Genomic DNA, 19,370 nt, shown 5'->3' with positions numbered 1-19,370 from the left:
ATATTTGAATATTTCATAAAAATGAAAAAACATGAAAAAAATTCTTTTAATACTATGCCTTTTTGGTTTCATTTTTTATGCCTGCAAAATCGACCCCAAAGAACAAGGAACTGATACCAATGAGGCAACTTCTGCCGTGACCAAAAAAACAGGTTCGCCCAAATTAGACCCAAAGACCTTTGGCGAGACCAACGAAGCATTCCTGGAATCGATCGGTGCCGATGCCGAGGTAAAAGCGGAATACCTTCAAAAATTAAAGGAACTCGAAAGTATGCCGAGCGATTCATCGGAAATGGTACAGATGCTAGAAACCTTAATGGCAGAAGCCATTCAACAAGAACAGGGCAAAGGCAACCTAACACAAAAGCGCCAAAGTAGGCAAAGCGGCAACATGGATGACCTCACCGCCGCCTTCGAAAAACTCAATGCCGAATCGGGGGTGGAGGCCACCATAGGCAAACTAAAAAAAGTAGATTCCATCACTGGGCAGGACAGTTTTCAGGTGCTCGATATGAATCAAGAGACCATCGATCAAATGTCTGAAAAAGCAAATAGCGCTGCGAACGCCACCAATAAAAAAACGGCCCCAAAAGACAAAATGACCGATGAAGAAATGGACATGATGCGGGCCTTCACCAAGGCAAACGGCAACCTGCACAACACGGCCGAACTGGACAAGCTGCAACAGATGATCGAAAGTAGCGACCTTGATAAAATGGCAGCGGAAAATAAGATCACGGAAAGATATGCCCAAATGCAGGGCAATGAATTCGACCGCATCATGAAGCGCCTTGCAACCAAAAAACAGGAAGTGACCAAGGCGCAGCAAACGTTCAACAAATTGAACCCCGATCTATATTTTGGGGAGGAGGCCGGTTTCACCTATTTCGGTAACCGGGGCAAGGCCGTGTACCTGCCCCTGGGAAAACTGTCGTTTGCCGACCGGGTCGTTGCTGTTGATCATCCTGAAAACAAAAATACCGCAACCTATAGTTTGGGCGAGCCAGATGCCTATACCACGGGGATGAATTCGGTAATGAATGTACATAGCATGGGGTTAAAAGGGCAGCTTGTGGTAAAGTTCGAAGACAATGCCTTGGTAGATGTGAACGGCCCCGACCTTTATATTTTTGAATTGGGCCAAATTGAACCCACCAATCTTGACATTTCTAAAGATGGCGAGACTTGGATCGCCGTAGGCGAGATCTCAGGAGGGGTGGCCGAAGTCGATATCCATGATTTCGTAGAGCGCGATGAGCTATACTACTATGTACGTCTGACCGACCTGGAGACCTCAAGCGGTATCCCAGGAGCCGATGTGGATGCCATCGCTGCCATAGGTTCGGCCGTACGTTTGAACCTGGACAGCCAAGTGCTTTTTGATACCGGCAAATCGAAATTGAAACCTGCTGGAAAAGAGGCACTCAAGGAATTGGTAAAGACATTAAAGATTTTGGAAAGGGGGAATGTCATCGTTGAAGGGCATACCGATGATGTGGGCAGTGCTACCTCCAACAAACAGCTTTCCCTGGCAAGGGCGAAAAGCGTTTCCGCGGAACTTAAAAAATTACTGCCCAGCCAGAAATTTAAATGGAAGGAGCAGGGCCATGGAGAAGAAAAACCCTTGATGGAGAACAATTCCGATGGAAACAGGGCCAAGAACCGCAGGGTAGAGGTTTTGGTTTTACCCAACTAAAAAGCGAAGCAAAACCTTGGCTTATACCAAGGTTTTTTGTTTTATAATATTCGCTTCAAACAAAGCTTCAAAATGACGGAGCAGTTTCTGCTTTACCTCATTCATGTCTATTTCTTGCTTACCCAACTCCACATTCAAAGATGTGACCGCTTTCCCTTTTATACCACATGGGATCATCATATCAAAATATCCTAAATCTGCGTTTATATTTAAAGCAAAACCATGCATGGTTACCCACCGGCTGGCGCGCACACCCATAGCGCAAATTTTACGTGCAAACGGAGTACCTACATCTAGCCAAACCCCTGTTTCTCCTTTAGAACGTTCAGCCTTCAATCCATAGTCGGCCAAGGTTAGAATAACCATTTCTTCTAAAAATCGCAAGTATTTATGAATGTCGGTGAAAAAATTATCTAAATCTAGAATAGGGTAACCAACTATTTGCCCTGGGCCATGGTACGTTATATCTCCTCCTCTATTTATTTTATAAAATGAAGCACCCTTTTCTTCTAAAGCTTTTTCATCGACCAATAAATTAGAAATATCACCACTTTTACCAAGTGTATACACATGAGGGTGTTCTACAAAAATCAAATAATTGGGAGTATCTACACATTGCTCTTCTCGTCTATTCTTAATTTTAAGGTCAATGATTTCTTTAAATAGTTTCTCTTGAAAATCCCAAGTTTCCTTATAGTCCTTTAACCCTAAATCGGCAAAAAATACATTCTTGTTCATTACCACAAAGATACAAAGCTACTTATTAACTATAACCCAATGTCCTAAAGCAAAAAATTAATTGGGATTGTTAAGGATGACCAAAGCAGCAATTACTCCTGGTACCCATCCACAAAATGTAAGCAGCAAAACAATTAGAAAAGACCCACAACCTTTACCTAAAACCGCCAAGGGTGGAAAAAAAATAGCGAGCAAAACTCTTAGTAAACTCATTTGATTATTATTTTGATTGATTGATGTGCTAATAAGTCGCAAATTTAACTGCTTTGTTACAAAATCAATTATTTTAGAGTTTCATTACTTATTCTATGTCAAGAAAGTTGATTTTCACTTTACTTATTCTACTAAGCGCCAAGGGTTTTTCTCAGTATAGTTTTAAGGGTCAAATTGCAGATAAAGCATCTAACAACATTATATATCTATCTATTATTGAAGATTACAGGAAGTTAGATCGCCTATCTATGGAGCAGATTTTAAAGAAAACCACCACCGATTCTTTAGGTAATTTTAATTTTGAAGGCGACAATCTAATTGATGAAAATCGTATCTATCGAATTCATTTAGATAATTGCCCCGAGACTGCCTCGAATTCAGAGCACTTTTTCGGAAGTTGTGAAAACAGTAAAAGTATTTTATTCATTGCGAATAATAATGACACCATTACTTTCCCTACATCATTTTCCAACGAGACACTTTGTGAAATCATATCTACCAACAAACAGTCTACTGTTTTGCTTGAAATCGATGTATTAAAAGAGCAAATGGCTTTTGATTTTAATGATTTTAGAAGTGATGCCAATAGAAAACTAAACTCTAAAAAATGGTTTTCTACTTTTCAAAATTTTGGAAAAAGTATAGATGAGCCCTTGGCCGAACTTTATATCTTTAACTTTTTATCTGATAAAGGAAATGAAACACATAACTACTATCAGAAAGACATTACTTCGACCGATTATTACACAGGCCTAGGTGAGCGGTTGATGTCAAAATACCCGAACGCAACATTTACTGAATTGTATAAAACAGAAATTGCTATTGACCAACTGATGGCGAATAATAAAACCTCACAAAATAGTATTTGGAAATGGTTATTGTCTTCTTTGTTAACATTGTCAATTTTCTTAAATATTTTCTTGATTCTTAGAAATAAGATACTTGCTAAAAATATGCTAAATAATGCTTTAGAAAAACTCACAGAACAAGAACAAAACATTGCGCAAGAAATTCTTAAAAACAAAACGAACAAAGAAATTGCTTCAGATATGTTTATCAGTGTAAGTACCGTAAAAACTCATATTAATAATCTTTATAAAAAACTAAACGTTAATTCGAGGGAAGAAATAAAACAACGTTTTCAGTAGATTATGAATATCCATCTAGGGACTAGTCCTTATTTCCACCTCCTAAAATCAAGATTCAATTAACAATTTCTAGAATTTTCAGGTCTAATATTAAAACTGAAAATTATGAAATCATTATTTCTTTTAACCTTTTTCCTTTTAACTTCAACCATTATTTCATCCCAAAAGATCAATCAAGAAATTAGTCTTGAAAACCAGCAGCCTTTGTTAGTGGGTGAAATCAATATTGAAGGCCTCTCGTCCTATTCATACAAAGAGTGGTTTCAACCTAACTTAGCATCCTACACCGTAAGCACTACTAATTTAGAGCAGGTAAAAGATAAACTAGCAGAATACCAAATTCTTATTTTCATGGGTACTTGGTGCGGTGATAGTAAACGCGAAGTGCCACGATTCATTAAAATTTTGGAATCTGTCGATTTTCCTTTGGAAAAGCTTAAAATAGTTGCAGTTGACAAACGGAAAGATTTCTACAAGAAAAGCCCACAAGGAGAGGAATGGGGTCTAAACATACGTCGCGTACCAACATTTATTTTCTATAAAAATGGAAGAGAAATAAATAGAATTATTGAAAGCCCTGTTACTACACTAGAAGAGGATATTCTAAAAATAGTTTTGCAAAACCAATACACGCCAAACTATTCAGCATCACTACATTTTGACTAAGCCAAACAAAGAAATCGAAACGTTTTAAGTCTTGCGTATGTTAATAGCATAAGGTAATTTTGCGTCTTAATTTTTTTATATGCAATTATCAGAACAAGAGCTTATCAGAAGAGAAAAATTGGAAAAATTAAGAGCACTGGGTATTAATCCTTATCCAGCAGCTTTATATCCTTTAAATGCCACATCGGCAAGTATAAAATCCAATTATGAGGAAGGCAAGCAAGTAATTGTTGCAGGTAGACTTATGTCTCGTCGTATTCAAGGAAAAGCATCTTTTGCCGAACTTCAAGATAGTTCGGGTCGTATACAAGTATATTTCAACCGAGATGAAATTTGTACCGGTGAAGACAAAACATTATACAATGAAGTCTATAAAAAACTTTTAGATATTGGTGATATCATCGGTATTGAAGGTGAATTATTTACTACGCAGGTTGGTGAAAAGACTATTATGGTAAAGAAATTTACTATGCTAAGTAAATCGTTAAGACCTTTACCTTTACCTAAAAAAGATGCAGAGGGCAAGGTTTATGACGAGTTCAATGACCCTGAATTACGCTACCGTCAACGCTATGTAGATTTGGTGGTCAACCCAAAGGTTAAAGAGACGTTCATCAAAAGAACTAAAATAACCAATAGTATACGTGAATTTTACAATGACAAAGGCTATTTAGAAGTTGAAACCCCAATATTACAACCCATACCTGGTGGTGCAACTGCACGTCCGTTTTTAACGCACCATAATGCACTGAATATTCCTTTGTACTTAAGAATTGCGAACGAGCTTTATCTTAAAAGATTAATAGTTGGTGGTTTTGATGGTGTTTATGAGTTTTCTAAAGATTTCCGTAATGAAGGAATGGACCGTACCCATAACCCAGAGTTTACCGTAATGGAATTGTATGTTGCTTACAAGGACTACAATTGGATGATGGACACCACTGAGAAATTATTGGAGAAAGTAGCTATGGATGCTAATGGATCTACAAAAATTAACGTTGGCAAACATGAGATTGAATTTAAAGCTCCTTATGCACGTGTTCCAATTTTAGAAGCTATTAAAATACATACTGGTTATGATGTTGCAGGTATGCCAGAGGATGAACTTCGTGAAACGGCCAAAAAATTAGGCATAGAGGTTGATAACACTATGGGCATAGGTAAATTAATCGATGAGATTTTTGGAGAAAAATGTGAGCATCATTACGTGCAACCAACATTTATTACCGACTACCCAAAGGAGATGAGTCCGTTAACCAAGGAGCATCGTGACAACCCCGCTTTAACCGAGCGTTTCGAACTTATGGTAAACGGCAAAGAGTTGGCAAATGCTTACTCTGAGCTTAATGACCCGATAGACCAAAGAGAACGTTTTGAAGAGCAATTGAAACTTTCAGAAAAAGGTGATGACGAAGCAATGTTCATCGACCAAGATTTCCTTAGGGCACTTGAATACGGTATGCCACCTACCTCTGGTATTGGTATTGGCATTGACCGCTTGGTAATGCTTATGACCAACAATGCATCTATACAGGAAGTTTTGTTCTTCCCTCAAATGAGACCAGAGAAGCAGCCTCTTCAGTTATCTGAAAGTGAAAAATTGATTTTCGAAATCTTAAAGACTGAAAAGAAAATGGAATTAGATGTGCTTAAAACAAAAGCAGATTTAAGTAATAAGGCTTGGGACAAAGGTATTAAAGGCATCACAAAGCATCAATTAGCCAAAATCTATAAAGAAAGTGATATTCTTTTCGTTGAAATTTTAAAATAGCTTTTTCAAGGGATATTAAAAAATAGTAGCTTAGAAGCTGGCAAAACCATCCAGCATGAATTTAAGCAGTAAAATAGGTCTGTTTACAGGTCCTCTCATTTTTTTTACACTCATCTTTTTACCCAATATACTTATTTCCGAAAATGCAGATGCCGTAATAGCTGTTGCCCTTTGGATGGTTATTTGGTGGGTCACTGAAGCAGTTTCAATTTCAGTGACCGCATTATTACCTTTACTACTTTTCCCTATTTTAAAGATAATGCCAATTGGTGACGTTGGTGCAAATTACGGCAGCCCTATAGTATTTCTCTTTTTTGGCGGATTTGTTATGGCCTTGGCCTTAGAAAAAGTAAACCTTCACAAGCGTATTGCCTTAAATATCATTGGACTTACTGGTACGACAGCCAACAAAGTTGTTTTAGGTTTTATGATCGCTACCGCTGTTTTAAGTATGTGGATAAGTAATACGGCAAGTACCGTTGTTATGCTGCCTATTGCTATGTCGGTAATCAATTTACTTATCGAAGATGAAGACGGATTTACAAAACGAGACCGCAATTTTGCTTTAAGCGTTATGTTAGGTATTGCCTTTGCTGCCAATGCTGGTGGTATCGCTACCGTTATCGGCACTCCACCAAACTCTGTATTAATAGGTCTATTAGAAAATGAATATCATATTGAAATATCCTTTTTAAAATGGATGATTATTGGGCTACCCTTCTCGCTCATTATGATCTCTATTTGCTATTTTGTATTAGTAAAAGTCTTTTTTCCAACACAGAATTTAAAATTTAAGGCATCAAGAACCATCATTCAAGATGAACTACTAAAGTTAGGACCTACTTCTGGAAAAGAAAAAATGGTATTGGTTATTTTCGGCGTTACAATATTTCTTTGGGTGTTCAGAACCTTAATTAATTCTATCTTTCCCAGTTTAGGTTTGTCTGATACGCTAATCAGTATTTTTGCCGCTATAGCCCTATTTGCCCTACCCTATAATCTTAAAAGAGGAGATTTTATCTTACAATGGCAAGACACCCAAAAATTAGCTTGGGGAATTTTAATTCTATTTGGAGGCGGTTTATCATTAGCAAACGGCATGTCGGTCTCAGGTATTGTCGATTTAGTCGCTGATATTATTGCACAAAGTAATCTAAGTATTCTCTTGACTGCATCACTCCTGATTATTCTAATGCTTTTCATGACCGAATTAATGAGCAATGTAGCCTTAGTGGCCGTTCTTGCTCCTGTAGTTGCTGGTATCGCCATTGGCCTAGGTATACCCATCACATATTTGCTAATACCTATCACTATTGCGAGTAGCTGTGCGTTTATGTTACCGATGGCGACACCACCTAATGCAATAGTCTTTGCTAGTGGCTATATCAAAGTGCATGAAATGGCACGTGCCGGTTTTATTTTAAATTTAATTGCAGTTTTTTTATTGATAGGATTGTTTCAATTTATACTTCCGCTTTTGTTCTAAAAACTCTTAAAAAAATAAAGCCCTTGCGTTTTGCAAAGGCTTTATAATTGACTAATTCAGAATGTATAAAATGATTATTCCCATTTAATAGACGCCTCTCACCTTCTATTGTTACAAAATAGGCTTAAGAAATTATTAACTATCTATTCCATATATTATTTCAATCTTTGAAAGAATACCAAACCAACTCTAAAATGAAAAGAAAATTATTTTTAAAACTATTGCTATTGATATGCATTTTTGGATATCAAACTACCGAAGCACAAATATTCAAAAAAAAGAAAAAAGACACTGAAAAAGAGGCGAGTACTTCATCAAAAGATAAGATTCTATCGTATGACAAGGTCATAACAAAAGAGGCTATTTCCGATGAAGGTCTATTTACTACCCATGTAGTCGAAGAAAATTATTTTTTTGAAATACCAGATTCTTTATTTAATAAAGAGATGTTAATGGTAAGTCGTATATCTAAAACAGCTTCAGGTATTGGTTTTGGTGGCGGTAAAATAAACACCCAAGTATTGCGATGGGAAAAGAAAGAAAAAAAAGTATTGCTACGGGTTGTTTCACATGATGTAGTGGCGGCAGATTCATTACCCGTTCATGAAGCAGTGCTTAATTCTAATTTTGAGCCAGTTCTTTATGCATTCGACATAAAAGCTTTTAAGAAAGACTCATTAAACCCAAGCACCGTAATTGAAGTCAATGATATTTTTATAAAGGACACCAAACCATTTGGTATGCCAGAACGTTATCGTAAACGATATAAAGTTTCACGCTTAGACGAGGGTAGAGGATATATTGAATCTATAAAAAGTTACCCTTTAAATGTTGAAGTCCGTCATGTAAAAACTTACCTCGCTAGTGAAGCACCAAGTAATGAAAGTTTAGGTTCTATTTCTGTTGAAATTAACAACTCAATGGTATTATTACCGGAAGAACGTATGAAACGACGTTATTTTGATGAACGCGTTGGATGGTTTGCCAGAGGACAAGTAGATTACGGCCTAGATGCACAAGAAAGTAAAACGATTAAGTTTTTAGATAGATGGCGTTTAGAAGTCAAAGACGAAGATTTAGAAAAATATAAGAATGGTGAATTAGTAGAGCCTAAAAAACAGATTGTTTATTATGTGGATAGAGCTACACCAAAGAAATGGGTGCCGTTTATAAAGCAAGGTATAGAAGATTGGCAAACTGCTTTTGAAGCGGCTGGTTTTAAAAATGCTATCATCGCAAAAGAGCCACCAACTATAGAGGAAGACCCAGAATGGTCACCAGAAGATGTACGTTATTCTGTTGTTCGCTATTTGGCATCACCCATACCAAATGCAAACGGCCCACATGTTAGTGATCCCCGTAGTGGTGAAATTTTAGAATCTGATATTAATTGGTACCATAATGTAATGACCTTATTGAGAAACTGGTATTTCGTTCAAACTGCCGCTATTAATCCCGCTGCTAGAGGTGTCTCTTTTGAAGATGACATTATGGGGCGATTAATTCGATTTGTATCGTCACATGAGGTGGGACATACTTTAGGACTACCCCATAATATGGGTAGCAGTGTTGCCTATCCGGTAGATTCTCTTCGTTCGAAGACCTTTACAGAAAAGTATGGGACAGCTCCATCAATTATGGATTATGCGCGTTTTAACTACATAGCACAACCAGGCGATGAAGGTGTAGCTTTAATGCCCGATATAGGTGTTTACGATAAATACGCGATTCAATGGGGATACAAGCCTATATTGAATACAACTGCTGAAGAAGAAAAATCAACTTTAGATAAGTGGATAATGTTGCATTCTGGAGACCCTCTATATCGTTTCGGTCATCAACAAGTAGGCGATATAGTTGACCCTAGTTCACAAACAGAAGATTTAGGTGATGACGCTATGAAAGCTGGTGAATATGGTATTGCCAACCTTAAAAGAATTGTTCCTAAATTAATTGAATGGACTACTGAGGATGGAAAAAATTATGATGACCTGAATAAACTTTACGGACAGGTATTTTCTCAGTTTAATAGGTATATGGGCCATGTTTCTAATAATATTGGAGGTGTTTATGAGAACCATAAAACTTACGACCAAGAAGGTGCTGTTTATACTGCTGTACCAAAAGCACATCAACAAAAAGCAATGGCATTCTTAAATGAGCAATTGTTCGAAACCCCAGTTTGGATGTTAGACCAGAATATTCTGGAACGCACCGAATACTCAGGATTTTTAGAACAAATGCGTTCAATGCAAGTACGTACATTAAACAATGTATTAAGTCTAGGAAAAATGGCCCGACTTATTGAATTTGAAACATCGAACCCCAAAGAGGCATATACCTTAATACAAATGATGAGCGAGCTTCGAAAGAGTATTTGGTCTGAACTTAGAAATGGAGCTGCCATTGATACCTATAGAAGAAATCTACAGAAAGCTCATGTGGAACGTTTAGAATATTTATTAACTGCAGACAACCAATCTAAAGCATCTGATTTCGGTGGCTACAGAAAATCAACAGTTGTCAACACTAGTCAATCTGATATTAGAACCATTGCAAGAGCAGAACTTAACATATTAAATAGAGATATTAAAAATGCGAGAAACCGAACATCTGATATGATGACAAAATATCACTTAAACGATGTTTCTGAACGTATTAACATCATTTTAGACCCAAAATAGTATAGTCTAACTTAGGTCTCTTTTTTGACTCTATCGATGAAAAACCAATATCATCGATGAATGAAATCAGCTTACCACAATTTAAATATCTCTGACATCAAAAAAGGCCCATTTCACAACAATGGGCTTTTTCATGCGTTTATGTTCTATAGATTAGTAAAAAAATAAAACCCCCAAATCATGACCAATAAATTAAAAAGTCTTATCTATTTAGCTTGTTTCATTTGTGCTTCTGTAGTATATCACCTGAGCACAAATTCAGAAGTACAAAAAGAAATAGTGAACAATACCTACGAGCAAGAGGTTGATATTGTAATCAATCCTTATAAAAATCTTGACAATAGAACGCAAACAAATTAAACAATTGCAAAACTTACCTACTTAAAAGCGCGGCCTAAAAGCCGCGCTTTTTTATTTTAAACATATTACAATCGACGTTAATTATTTACTAAAATGAATATCGGCCTTAAACCTATCTGAAAAATTAATGTCCAAGAAACAAACACATAAAACAATACAAATGAAAAAATTAGTAATGACCATTTTAGTAATGGCAACAATATCGGTAACGGCGCAAGACCATAACATGAAAGGAAAAAGAGGCGACATGAAGGATTTAACTCCAGAACAGATGGCAACTTTACAAACCAAAAAAATGACCTTAGCCTTAGATTTAAATGAATCTCAACAATCAAAAATAAAATCTATACTTACAGAAGATGCAAAGACTCGAAAGTCAAAAATGGAAGCATATAAAGCAAGTAAGGATGAAGGTAAAAAAGTAATGTCTGCTGATGAAAAATATGCTAGGCAAAATGAAAGATTAGATTATCAAATTGCACGTAAAAAAGAAATGAAATCTATTCTTACCCCTGAGCAATTTCAGAAATATGAAAAAATGAGCCATAGAAAGAATATGCACGGACATAAAAAAAGTGAAGGCGGTAGAAAAGGAAAAGGCACTGAAAAAAAATAGATTAATTGATTAGTTTAAAAAAAAGACTTGTTTTCAGCAGGTCTTTTTTGCATTTAATCGCACCCTTCTTATTTTCCATTAACCGTCTATATCTATGTATTTCAATGTATTGATTCTTTCATGGATGAAATTATATACTTGACCAATATATTTTCGATTATATAAGGTAATAAGGAACTTAGTGGGTTCAAATTTTGGGTTTAGGTGAAATATGCATTTTTTCGAAGAGCAAGATGAACCAACTTTTCTACCTTATGAAGGGTTACTCTCTTTCCGTATAAAAGATTTCACTACTATAAATTTGAATTATATGTATTTCAACATAGACCAGTTCTTCACAAACACTTTTGAATTGGGTATTCGATATAATTTTAAATAGATAACAACAATATCAGAAAAACTAAATAAGCTCTTTACTAATAGATGGCTTATTTAGTTTTTTTATCCCTTTAATTATTAGAATAGAACTATATCCTATAGTTTTTGAAGTAAAATCAACTCTCTGCTAAAATCTAAAATATCATTACATTTAAATACGAAAACGCAAACCTTTAAAATCAACTATCTAAACTATATTTAAGATTGATAAAAATAGAATTCAACTCCAAAATGAAAAATCTAGTACTACTGTTTCTAGCATCGTTATTACTATTAAGTTTTAAACAAGCACCAAAAAATCACCAAAACGCACAAGACCTCGAACCAAAAGGTATTGATAATATTGCTTACAAATGGGGGCAAATGGCGCTGGAAGCAACAGCAAACGACACAGAAAAATTCAAACCAAGACCTACAATTACTTCTAGGTATCTTGCTCTTATTTTCGTTTCAGTATTTGATGCATGGTCTAGATATGATTCAAAAGCAATACCTGTTTATTTAAATGGAGTTGAGCGACAAAAATTAAACGAGCAAAATTTAAAAAATAAAGAGATTGCCATAAGTTATGCAGCTTTCAGAACAATAAATGAATTTTACTTTTCTGACAAAGAACTGTTTGTAAACTTTATGAAGCAATTAGGTTTGGATCCAAAAAATGAAACTCTTGACCCCAACACTCCTGAAGGAATTGGAAATTTGGCAGCTAAAGCAACAATAGAAGCTAGAAAAGGTGACGGCTCTAATCATTATGGTGAGGAAAAAGGTTCTAAGGGAGAACCATATTTCAATTATGTAGGATATGAACCAATTAATTCCGCAGATTCTAACGTCGACCCGAATCGCTGGCAACCAAAATATTTCTCAGATGGTAATGGTGGTCGTTTTGCTCCAGGTTGTTTAACTCCCTATTGGGACAAAGTTACCCCTATTGCACTAAAATCGGGAGACCAATTTCGCCCGGGTCCACCGCCAATGATAGGTTCTAAACAATTAGAATTAGAGGTAAAAGAAGTTATAGAAATACAGGCCAACCTTACCGATTATCAAAAAGCCTTAGTTGAATTTATGCGAGACGGGCCACAGTCTGTTCAACAAGCAGGACATTGGTTAAAATTTGCACAAGATGTTTCCCGTAGAGATAATCATACCCTAGATCAAGACGTGAAAATGTATTTCTATAATCAAATAGTTGCTATGGATTCTTTTATTGCTGCATGGGATTCAAAAATGTTCTACGATTATGCAAGACCCTATGCCTTGGTACACGAATATTACAGAAATCAAAAAATAAAAGCTTGGGGCGGCGAAGGAAAAGGAATGATGGAGATTGACGGAAGTGAATGGCGACCTTACTCTCCAGAAATATTTTTGTGCCCCCCTTTTCCAAGTTATGTATCAGGGCATAGTACTTTTAGTGGTGGCTGCGGAGAAGCATTAAAACTATGGACAGGAAGTGACGAATTTGGCTCAACAGCAGAATTGGTTGCCGGTGCCATGACAGAACCTGATAACCTGGGAGATACAATAACTTTAATATTCCCAACATTTACAGCGGCAGCAGAAATGGCCGGCACATCAAGGGTATTAGGCGGGTACCATATTCAATCTGATAATATTGCTGGCTTAGAATTGGGTAGAAATGTAGCTAAGGAGACATGGAGTTTTTATAAAAAACACATTGGAGAATAGTTTATTTTTTTAATACTATCTTAGAATGTAAACAACCAAGCAACATGAAAATATTTCAATTTATAGTGATTCTTATTCTAGCTTTTTTAATGCTCGCAGGAGCTTTTAATCATCTTTACGCTCCAGAAACTTACAAAGAATTTATTCCTGATTTTTTTTCTGAAACTCTTGCCCATATTTTATCGGCTATTGCTGAAGCGGCTATAGGAATAGCTCTTTTAGTTCCGAAATACAGAAAATGGGGCGGTCTTGGTTTTTTTCTACTGATGATAGCTTTCTTACCAATTCATATATGGGACTTAACTAAAGATGCGCCAGCAATAGGGTCTAAAGTTGCAGCGATTATCCGTATTGCTGTTCAATTTTTATTTATGGCATCAGGTTGGTGGATATATAAAAAGTATCGAACAAAATCTTAAAGTTGTATCCCCTCTAAAGCTTTAATCGTATCATCTAAATCAGCATAGGTTAAGGCATCATTTAAAAAATAGCTTTCAAATGCACTCGGTGGCAAGTAAATGCCACTTTCTAACATACCATGAAAATAGGCTTTAAAAGTCTCATTATTACCCTTCGCAGAAGAAGCGAAATCAACTACAGGCTCATCTGTAAAATGAACTGAAATCATGCTACCAAATCGATTAATTTGGTGGTCTATACCTTTTACCCTTAAAACTTTAGCTATACCTTTATGTAAGTATTCTGTTTTGTCAGCTAGACTTTGAAATACTGCTGGCTTATTGTTCAGTTCGGTCAACATTGCCAAACCTGCGCTCATTGCTAATGGATTACCACTTAATGTTCCCGCTTGATAAACAGGACCATCTGGCGCTAAAAAATCCATAATCTCCGATTTGGCAGCAAAGGCACCTACTGGTAAACCTCCGCCGATTACCTTCCCATAGGTAACGATATCTGCTTTTATATTTAAAACCTCTTGTGCACCACCTCTTGCCAAGCGAAAGCCCGTCATCACCTCATCAAAAATCAACAGAATATTTTCTTGGGTACAAATTTCTCGTAAGCCCTTCATAAAAGAATCTGTCGGCACAATGCACCCCATATTACCCGCAATCGGTTCAATGATGATTGCAGCTAACTCTCCTTTATTTGCTTTCACCAGCGCTCTTACTCCGTCTAAATCATTGTAAGCCGCCAACAAAGTATCTTTAGCGGTACCTTGTGTTACCCCAGGGCTATTAGGACTACCGAATGTAACCGCACCACTACCGGCTTGAATTAAAAACGAATCTGAATGGCCATGATAGCATCCTGCAAATTTTATAATCTTATCCTTACCTGTATACCCTCTAGCTAAGCGAACCGCACTCATACAAGCCTCGGTACCACTATTAACAAATCTAATTTTATCCATATTAGGCACCATAGAAATCGCTAATTTAGCGAGCTCTGTTTCAATCTCGGTCGGCATACCAAATGAAGTTCCATTTTTTGCCTTTTCGATTACAGCATTAATAACTGGTTCGTGCGCATGACCTAAAATTAATGGTCCCCATGATGCTATGTAATCTATTAGTTTATTACCATCCTCATCATACAAATAAGCTCCTTTTGCCTTCTTTACAAAAATAGGATCCCCTCCTACAGCTTTAAAAGCCCTAACGGGAGAATTTACCCCGCCTGGTATATATTTTTTAGCCTCTGCAAATAAGGCGCTACTTCTTTGATAGATCATTTCTCTTAATTGATTTTGCTGAGTTTCACCTTAATTCGCTGCCCTATAGACAAATCGGAGCTTCTTAAATTATTCAATTGCATTATTTCATCAACACTCATATAATATTTCCTAGATATTGAATACAATGTATCTCCTTTTTCAACGGTATGCATTTTATCAGATTCGATTGCGACTATAGTAGTGTTATCATAACCAGCACTCTTAATCTGCTTATCATATTTGTGCAGACCGTGTTTCTCTATTAAGTATATAAGTTTTTGTGGATATTTTGGATCCGTAGCATACCCTGCTTTTCGCAACCCTTTGGCCCAACCTTTATAATCGTTGTACTTTAAATTGAATAGAAAAGCATACCTAGACCTCGTAGTCAAAAATATACTATGGTCTCGAAACGAATACATAGGGTGATTATATTTTCTAAAACATTCGCCCTTTTCATCATCATCATGAAAGTCATAATCACCCTCCCAACCTTTATGGCACTTTATGCCAAAATGATTGTTTGTTTTCATTGCAAGCTCACCCTTACCAAAACCACTCTCTAAAAGACCTTGAGCCAAGGTAATACTTGCTGGTATACCATACCCCATCATCTCTAACTGAGCTGTTTCGGCAAAAGTTTCTATATATTCTGAAGGAGATTCAATTCTAAATGGAATAAATTTAGACGGTTCTTTAGGTAACAAGATCTCACGGTCTTTACCATGCTTTACATCACCCGACTTATTTCGTGCATTGAGTACATTTTTAGTACGCAACTGATCAGAGTATGCTTTTTTAGATTTACAGGAAGAAAAACCGATTCCAATAATTAACAGTAATACTATTTTCTTGTTCATATATGCAGCAAAGGTAATTTTTTCTTTTTCAGTACACTATTCATGCCAGCAATACCTTGTAGACCGCCTGTGTGTACAGCCAAAATTTTAGTCCCTTTTGCAAAAGTATCACGCAATACCATATCGAACAACCCAAACATCATTTTTCCTGTGTAAATTGGATCTAGTGGTATATTGGTCTGTTTTTTAAAATCGTTTATAAAGTGAATCAACTCTGGAGAAATTTTAGCATACCCTCCAAAATGATATTCTGAAATTAACTCCCAGCGGTTATTTTTAGTAATTTCAACAATATCCTCTTTTAAAAAATTACCTTTTAAAGATGAAAACCCTAGGACTTTCTGATGTGGAAATGATGAATTTATTAATCCTGATGCTGTACCTCCAGTTCCCACACTAGTACAAATAAAATCAAATTGCTCATCCCCTTTTACTAAAATTTCTTCACAACCCATAATAGCCATTTCATTTGTTCCGCCTTCAGGTATAAGGTAAAAATCACCAAATTCTTTTCTTAAATAAGTTAAAAATTCTGATTCTTCTTTTCTTCTATAATCCTCTCTACTTACGAATTTAAATATCATTCCATCCTCATGGGCTTTATGCAAGGTCGTATTTTGACGCCATGAATCCTTCAACTCTTCACCACGAATGATTCCAATTGAATTAAATCCCTTTTCTTTAGCTGCATAAGCGGTCGCTGCGATGTGGTTTGAAAATGCGCCACCAAAAGTCAAAATGGTATGCGCCCCCTTTTTCTTTGCCTCAAACAAATTGTATTTCAATTTTCGATACTTGTTACCTGAAATAAATGGGTGTAGTAAATCTTCCCGTTTAATGGCCAATGTCACTTGCTTTTCTACAAATAACGGTATTTGAACAACTTGATTCTCTATTTGCAAACGCGTCAAAATTTAACGCCAAAGATATTTAATAAAGCTGAAGGATTTTCTGTTCGACAAATAGTCTAAGTTTTTTTCATGTAAATAAGCCTCGCGCTCAAAACTTAGATTTTGATAGGCTTTATACGAGTCTAAATAACAAACAGTACGCACACTCCATTCTAATAAGTAGAGAATATAAAATGGAATAATTAACAATTCTTTTTGCTGTTGTAAATGAATTTTTTCATGATTAATTAGCACCCAGTCATTTTTTAAACTTCTATTTTTTAAAAATATAAAGGGCCATAGTGACAACCCCACATAATTTTTATAGAAGAAATGTCTGAAAACTAAAATCATAAATTTACATTGGATATTGCATTACAAAGATAAAGCCAAAAATTCTTTGCAAGAAAATTACTGGTTTTTGTTGCCAACAATACCAATAAAACATTAAAATCCTTGCTAACCTATATTTCATCTGATAACAACAGAAGGTAGTTTAGGTTATCAATTTAATAAGGTAACTTTATATTATTAAAAACGCAACTGTAAATGAAAGAGATAATTCCGATTGAGGAAGGTGATTTTTATTGGTCTATTAATGGCTTTCGGGTTTTTACAGCACAATACCACCATAAACGTGGTTACTGCTGTGAAAGTGGCTGTAGGCATTGCCCCTATGGTTACGACCCAAAAACCAACACGCAGTAACCGTATTTCCTATCATTCGGCATGATTATTGTGATTATTTTAATAAGAGAATTTATCATTTAAAAAATTATAAGGTTATGAAAAAAATTAAACTCCTTGGTTTACCATTACTTCTTCTAGTTTTAATTACTTCATGCTCATCGGTTAGAGTTTTGTCCGATTATGACCAGAAAGCAGATTTTAATGGGTATACTTCGTACGCTTTTTACAAAACAGGAATAGATAAAGCTCAAATATCTGATCTAGATAAAAAACGTATTCTAAGAGCGATTGAAGCAGAAATGAGTTCACGAGGTTTTGTAAAATCGGAGAACCCAGATTTATTGGTCAGTATTTTTACCAAAGAACAAGAAAGAGTAGATGTTTACACCAATAACTATGGTTGGGGTGGCGCTTGGGGATGGGGTTATAACCCATGGGCATGGGGACCTGGTTTTGGCTGGGGCGGAAGCACAGTTAGCGCAAGCACACAGGGTTCTTTATATATCGACCTAATAGATAATAAGACAAATGAACTAGTTTGGCAAGGTAAAGGAGAAGGAACACTTCAAAGCACTAGTAATGTAGCTAAGAAAGAAGCTCGAATTAAGGAATTTGTTTCTCAAATACTAGAGCAATATCCTCCAAATACAGTTGCTTTAAAATAATACACATCTATTATTTATTAATATAAGCGGTAGTCAATAAAGTTATTATTGACTACCGCTTTTTTATACCAACGGAAAAGTCGTATCATTCTTTACCTCATTTAATACGAACGCACTTTTCACGCTACCAATACTGGGCAATGAGGCTATCTTAAACTTCGCAAAATCGTAATACGCATCTAGATTTTTGACCACTACTTTCAATAGAAAATCGAATTCACCCCCCACCACAAAACATTCTACCACTTCAGAATAACTTTTGACATCTTCAAAAAATTCGTCCATCATAGCTCCTTTCTGTGTTTCCAATTTCACAAAACTAAAGACTGTAATACTTTCTCCAATTTTATCTTTATCCAAAATGGCGACATATTTCTTAATAAAACCTTCTTTCTCTAAACGTTTTATACGTTCATAAACGGGAGTTTTTGTAAGTCCTAGTTCTTCTGCAATTGCTACAGCCACTGTTTTGGCATCCTTCTGCAAAATCTTTAAAATCGCTCTATCAATATCATCTAATTTATCAGCCATAATTTCTTCCTGTTTATTGTAATAATTCGGTCAATAGCTATTACTAATTCCTGATTTATTATATTAATATAGTTTTTTTTACCAAAAATTTGATAATTAATAAATATTAAATCCTGTTTTAGTAAATTTATTAGAAATATCCAATGAATGCACTACTTAGTACAAGCCAACATTGCACATTTTAAGGCATCATTGGATAACCCTGTAATGAAAGAATTCACAGATTTTTTAGAGCCAGTAAATAAGTTAGCGGAAGAAAGTAAAAGATTTATAAGGAGATTAACTGATACCGATGGCAAGTCGGCATCATACATAGCGTCTCCATTTAAAAATGAATTAACGACAATCAATGTTAGTGTTTGGAAAGATTTCGATGCTCTCTCTGCTTTTGTTTATAGTTCAGTGCATAGTTACGTTCTACGCAATAAGAAGAAATGGTTTGTTTTAGGCAGGCCCTCTCAATTCATTATGTGGTGGATTCCGGTTGGTGAAACCCCTACAATAGAAATGGTTAAAGAAAAACCACTTCACCACGAAAAACATGGTGATTCCCCTAGTGTATTTTCAATAAAAAAATGTTCAACACACAAGGTAACTGTATAAAAAGA

General features: G+C 35.8%; 20 protein-coding genes. 13 read left to right on the top strand and 7 right to left on the bottom strand.

Annotation, left to right across the window (positions count from 1 at the left end; translation table 11 throughout):
• Positions 1-31: 31 nt before the first annotated feature.
• A complete protein-coding gene (locus AACZ49_RS02920) occupies positions 32-1,696 on the top strand; it encodes an OmpA family protein (protein WP_339651404.1) in 1,665 nt (554 codons plus the stop codon).
• Positions 1,697-1,717: 21 nt separating this feature from the next.
• On the opposite strand, the gene lipB is transcribed toward AACZ49_RS02920, so the two are convergent.
• Positions 1,718-2,434: a lipoyl(octanoyl) transferase LipB gene (lipB, locus tag AACZ49_RS02915; protein WP_339651402.1), complete on the bottom strand. Its 717-nt coding sequence runs from the start codon at positions 2,432-2,434 to the stop codon at positions 1,718-1,720.
• A 57-nt stretch (positions 2,435-2,491) separates the two neighbouring features.
• On the bottom strand, positions 2,492-2,647 hold the full coding sequence (locus AACZ49_RS02910) for a YqaE/Pmp3 family membrane protein (RefSeq protein WP_091620128.1): 156 nt from the start codon (positions 2,645-2,647) through the stop codon (positions 2,492-2,494).
• A 95-nt stretch (positions 2,648-2,742) separates the two neighbouring features.
• Here AACZ49_RS02910 and AACZ49_RS02905 point away from each other — a divergent pair, with 95 nt between their 5' ends.
• From AACZ49_RS02905 to AACZ49_RS02865, 9 genes are all read left to right on the top strand, one after another.
• A complete protein-coding gene (locus tag AACZ49_RS02905; RefSeq protein WP_339651400.1) occupies positions 2,743-3,795 on the top strand; it encodes a LuxR C-terminal-related transcriptional regulator in 1,053 nt (350 codons plus the stop codon).
• Between the two features lie 105 nt (positions 3,796-3,900).
• A complete protein-coding gene (locus AACZ49_RS02900; RefSeq protein ID WP_339651398.1) occupies positions 3,901-4,461 on the top strand; it encodes a thioredoxin family protein in 561 nt (186 codons plus the stop codon).
• A gap of 79 nt (positions 4,462-4,540) precedes the next feature.
• Entirely contained in the window at positions 4,541-6,232 is a 1,692-nt protein-coding gene (gene lysS / locus AACZ49_RS02895; protein WP_339651397.1) for a lysine--tRNA ligase, read from the top strand.
• A gap of 55 nt (positions 6,233-6,287) precedes the next feature.
• On the top strand, positions 6,288-7,718 hold the full coding sequence (locus AACZ49_RS02890; RefSeq protein WP_339651396.1) for a DASS family sodium-coupled anion symporter: 1,431 nt from the start codon (positions 6,288-6,290) through the stop codon (positions 7,716-7,718).
• Between the two features lie 194 nt (positions 7,719-7,912).
• Positions 7,913-10,402, top strand: a complete 2,490-nt coding sequence (locus AACZ49_RS02885) for a zinc-dependent metalloprotease (protein ID WP_339651394.1) — start codon at positions 7,913-7,915, stop codon at positions 10,400-10,402.
• Between the two features lie 180 nt (positions 10,403-10,582).
• Positions 10,583-10,762: a hypothetical protein gene (locus AACZ49_RS02880; RefSeq protein WP_339651392.1), complete on the top strand. Its 180-nt coding sequence runs from the start codon at positions 10,583-10,585 to the stop codon at positions 10,760-10,762.
• Positions 10,763-10,922: 160 nt separating this feature from the next.
• Positions 10,923-11,378 (top strand): hypothetical protein, encoded by a 456-nt coding sequence (locus AACZ49_RS02875; RefSeq protein WP_339651391.1) that lies wholly within the window; start codon positions 10,923-10,925, stop codon positions 11,376-11,378.
• A 609-nt stretch (positions 11,379-11,987) separates the two neighbouring features.
• The gene (locus tag AACZ49_RS02870) at positions 11,988-13,448 is read left to right on the top strand and encodes a vanadium-dependent haloperoxidase (protein ID WP_339651390.1); all 1,461 of its coding nucleotides are present in this window, start codon (positions 11,988-11,990) and stop codon (positions 13,446-13,448) included.
• Positions 13,449-13,492: 44 nt separating this feature from the next.
• The gene (locus AACZ49_RS02865) at positions 13,493-13,867 is read left to right on the top strand and encodes a MauE/DoxX family redox-associated membrane protein (RefSeq protein ID WP_339651388.1); all 375 of its coding nucleotides are present in this window, start codon (positions 13,493-13,495) and stop codon (positions 13,865-13,867) included.
• Here AACZ49_RS02865 and hemL read toward each other — a convergent pair.
• The 4 genes from hemL to AACZ49_RS02845 are packed head-to-tail and all read right to left on the bottom strand — an operon-like array spanning position 13,864 to position 17,230.
• Positions 13,864-15,144: a glutamate-1-semialdehyde 2,1-aminomutase gene (gene hemL, locus AACZ49_RS02860; RefSeq protein WP_339651386.1), complete on the bottom strand. Its 1,281-nt coding sequence runs from the start codon at positions 15,142-15,144 to the stop codon at positions 13,864-13,866. The genes AACZ49_RS02865 and hemL overlap by 4 nt on opposite strands.
• A gap of 5 nt (positions 15,145-15,149) precedes the next feature.
• Entirely contained in the window at positions 15,150-15,986 is an 837-nt protein-coding gene (locus tag AACZ49_RS02855; RefSeq protein ID WP_339651383.1) for a glucosaminidase domain-containing protein, read from the bottom strand.
• Positions 15,983-16,888, bottom strand: a complete 906-nt coding sequence (locus tag AACZ49_RS02850) for a pyridoxal-phosphate dependent enzyme (RefSeq protein WP_339651381.1) — start codon at positions 16,886-16,888, stop codon at positions 15,983-15,985. Before AACZ49_RS02850 ends, AACZ49_RS02855 begins: the two co-directional genes overlap by 4 nt.
• Before the next feature lie 12 nt (positions 16,889-16,900).
• Complete coding sequence (locus tag AACZ49_RS02845) at positions 16,901-17,230, bottom strand: hypothetical protein (RefSeq protein WP_339651379.1); 330 nt, start codon at positions 17,228-17,230, stop codon at positions 16,901-16,903.
• Between the two features lie 195 nt (positions 17,231-17,425).
• On the opposite strand from AACZ49_RS02845, the gene AACZ49_RS02840 reads away from it, so the two are divergent.
• Positions 17,426-17,584, top strand: a complete 159-nt coding sequence (locus AACZ49_RS02840) for a DUF5522 domain-containing protein (protein ID WP_339651377.1) — start codon at positions 17,426-17,428, stop codon at positions 17,582-17,584.
• Between the two features lie 77 nt (positions 17,585-17,661).
• Entirely contained in the window at positions 17,662-18,231 is a 570-nt protein-coding gene (locus AACZ49_RS02835) for a DUF4136 domain-containing protein (RefSeq protein WP_339651375.1), read from the top strand.
• A gap of 63 nt (positions 18,232-18,294) precedes the next feature.
• Here the strand turns inward: AACZ49_RS02835 and AACZ49_RS02830 are convergent, their stop codons facing one another.
• Positions 18,295-18,762 carry an Lrp/AsnC family transcriptional regulator gene (locus AACZ49_RS02830; protein ID WP_339651374.1) on the bottom strand — a complete coding sequence of 156 codons (468 nt, stop codon included), beginning with the start codon at positions 18,760-18,762 and terminating at the stop codon, positions 18,295-18,297.
• A gap of 147 nt (positions 18,763-18,909) precedes the next feature.
• Here AACZ49_RS02830 and AACZ49_RS02825 point away from each other — a divergent pair, with 147 nt between their 5' ends.
• Positions 18,910-19,365, top strand: coding sequence for a DUF3291 domain-containing protein (locus AACZ49_RS02825; RefSeq protein ID WP_339651372.1), 456 nt, complete (start codon positions 18,910-18,912; stop codon positions 19,363-19,365).
• The last annotated feature ends 5 nt before the right edge of the window (positions 19,366-19,370 follow it).

Source organism: uncultured Maribacter sp. (assembly GCF_963975365.1).
Taxonomy (GTDB): Bacteria; Bacteroidota; Bacteroidia; order Flavobacteriales; family Flavobacteriaceae; genus Maribacter.
Note: the sequence above shows the minus strand (reverse complement) of the source record. Positions and strands in the feature narration are given on the sequence as shown.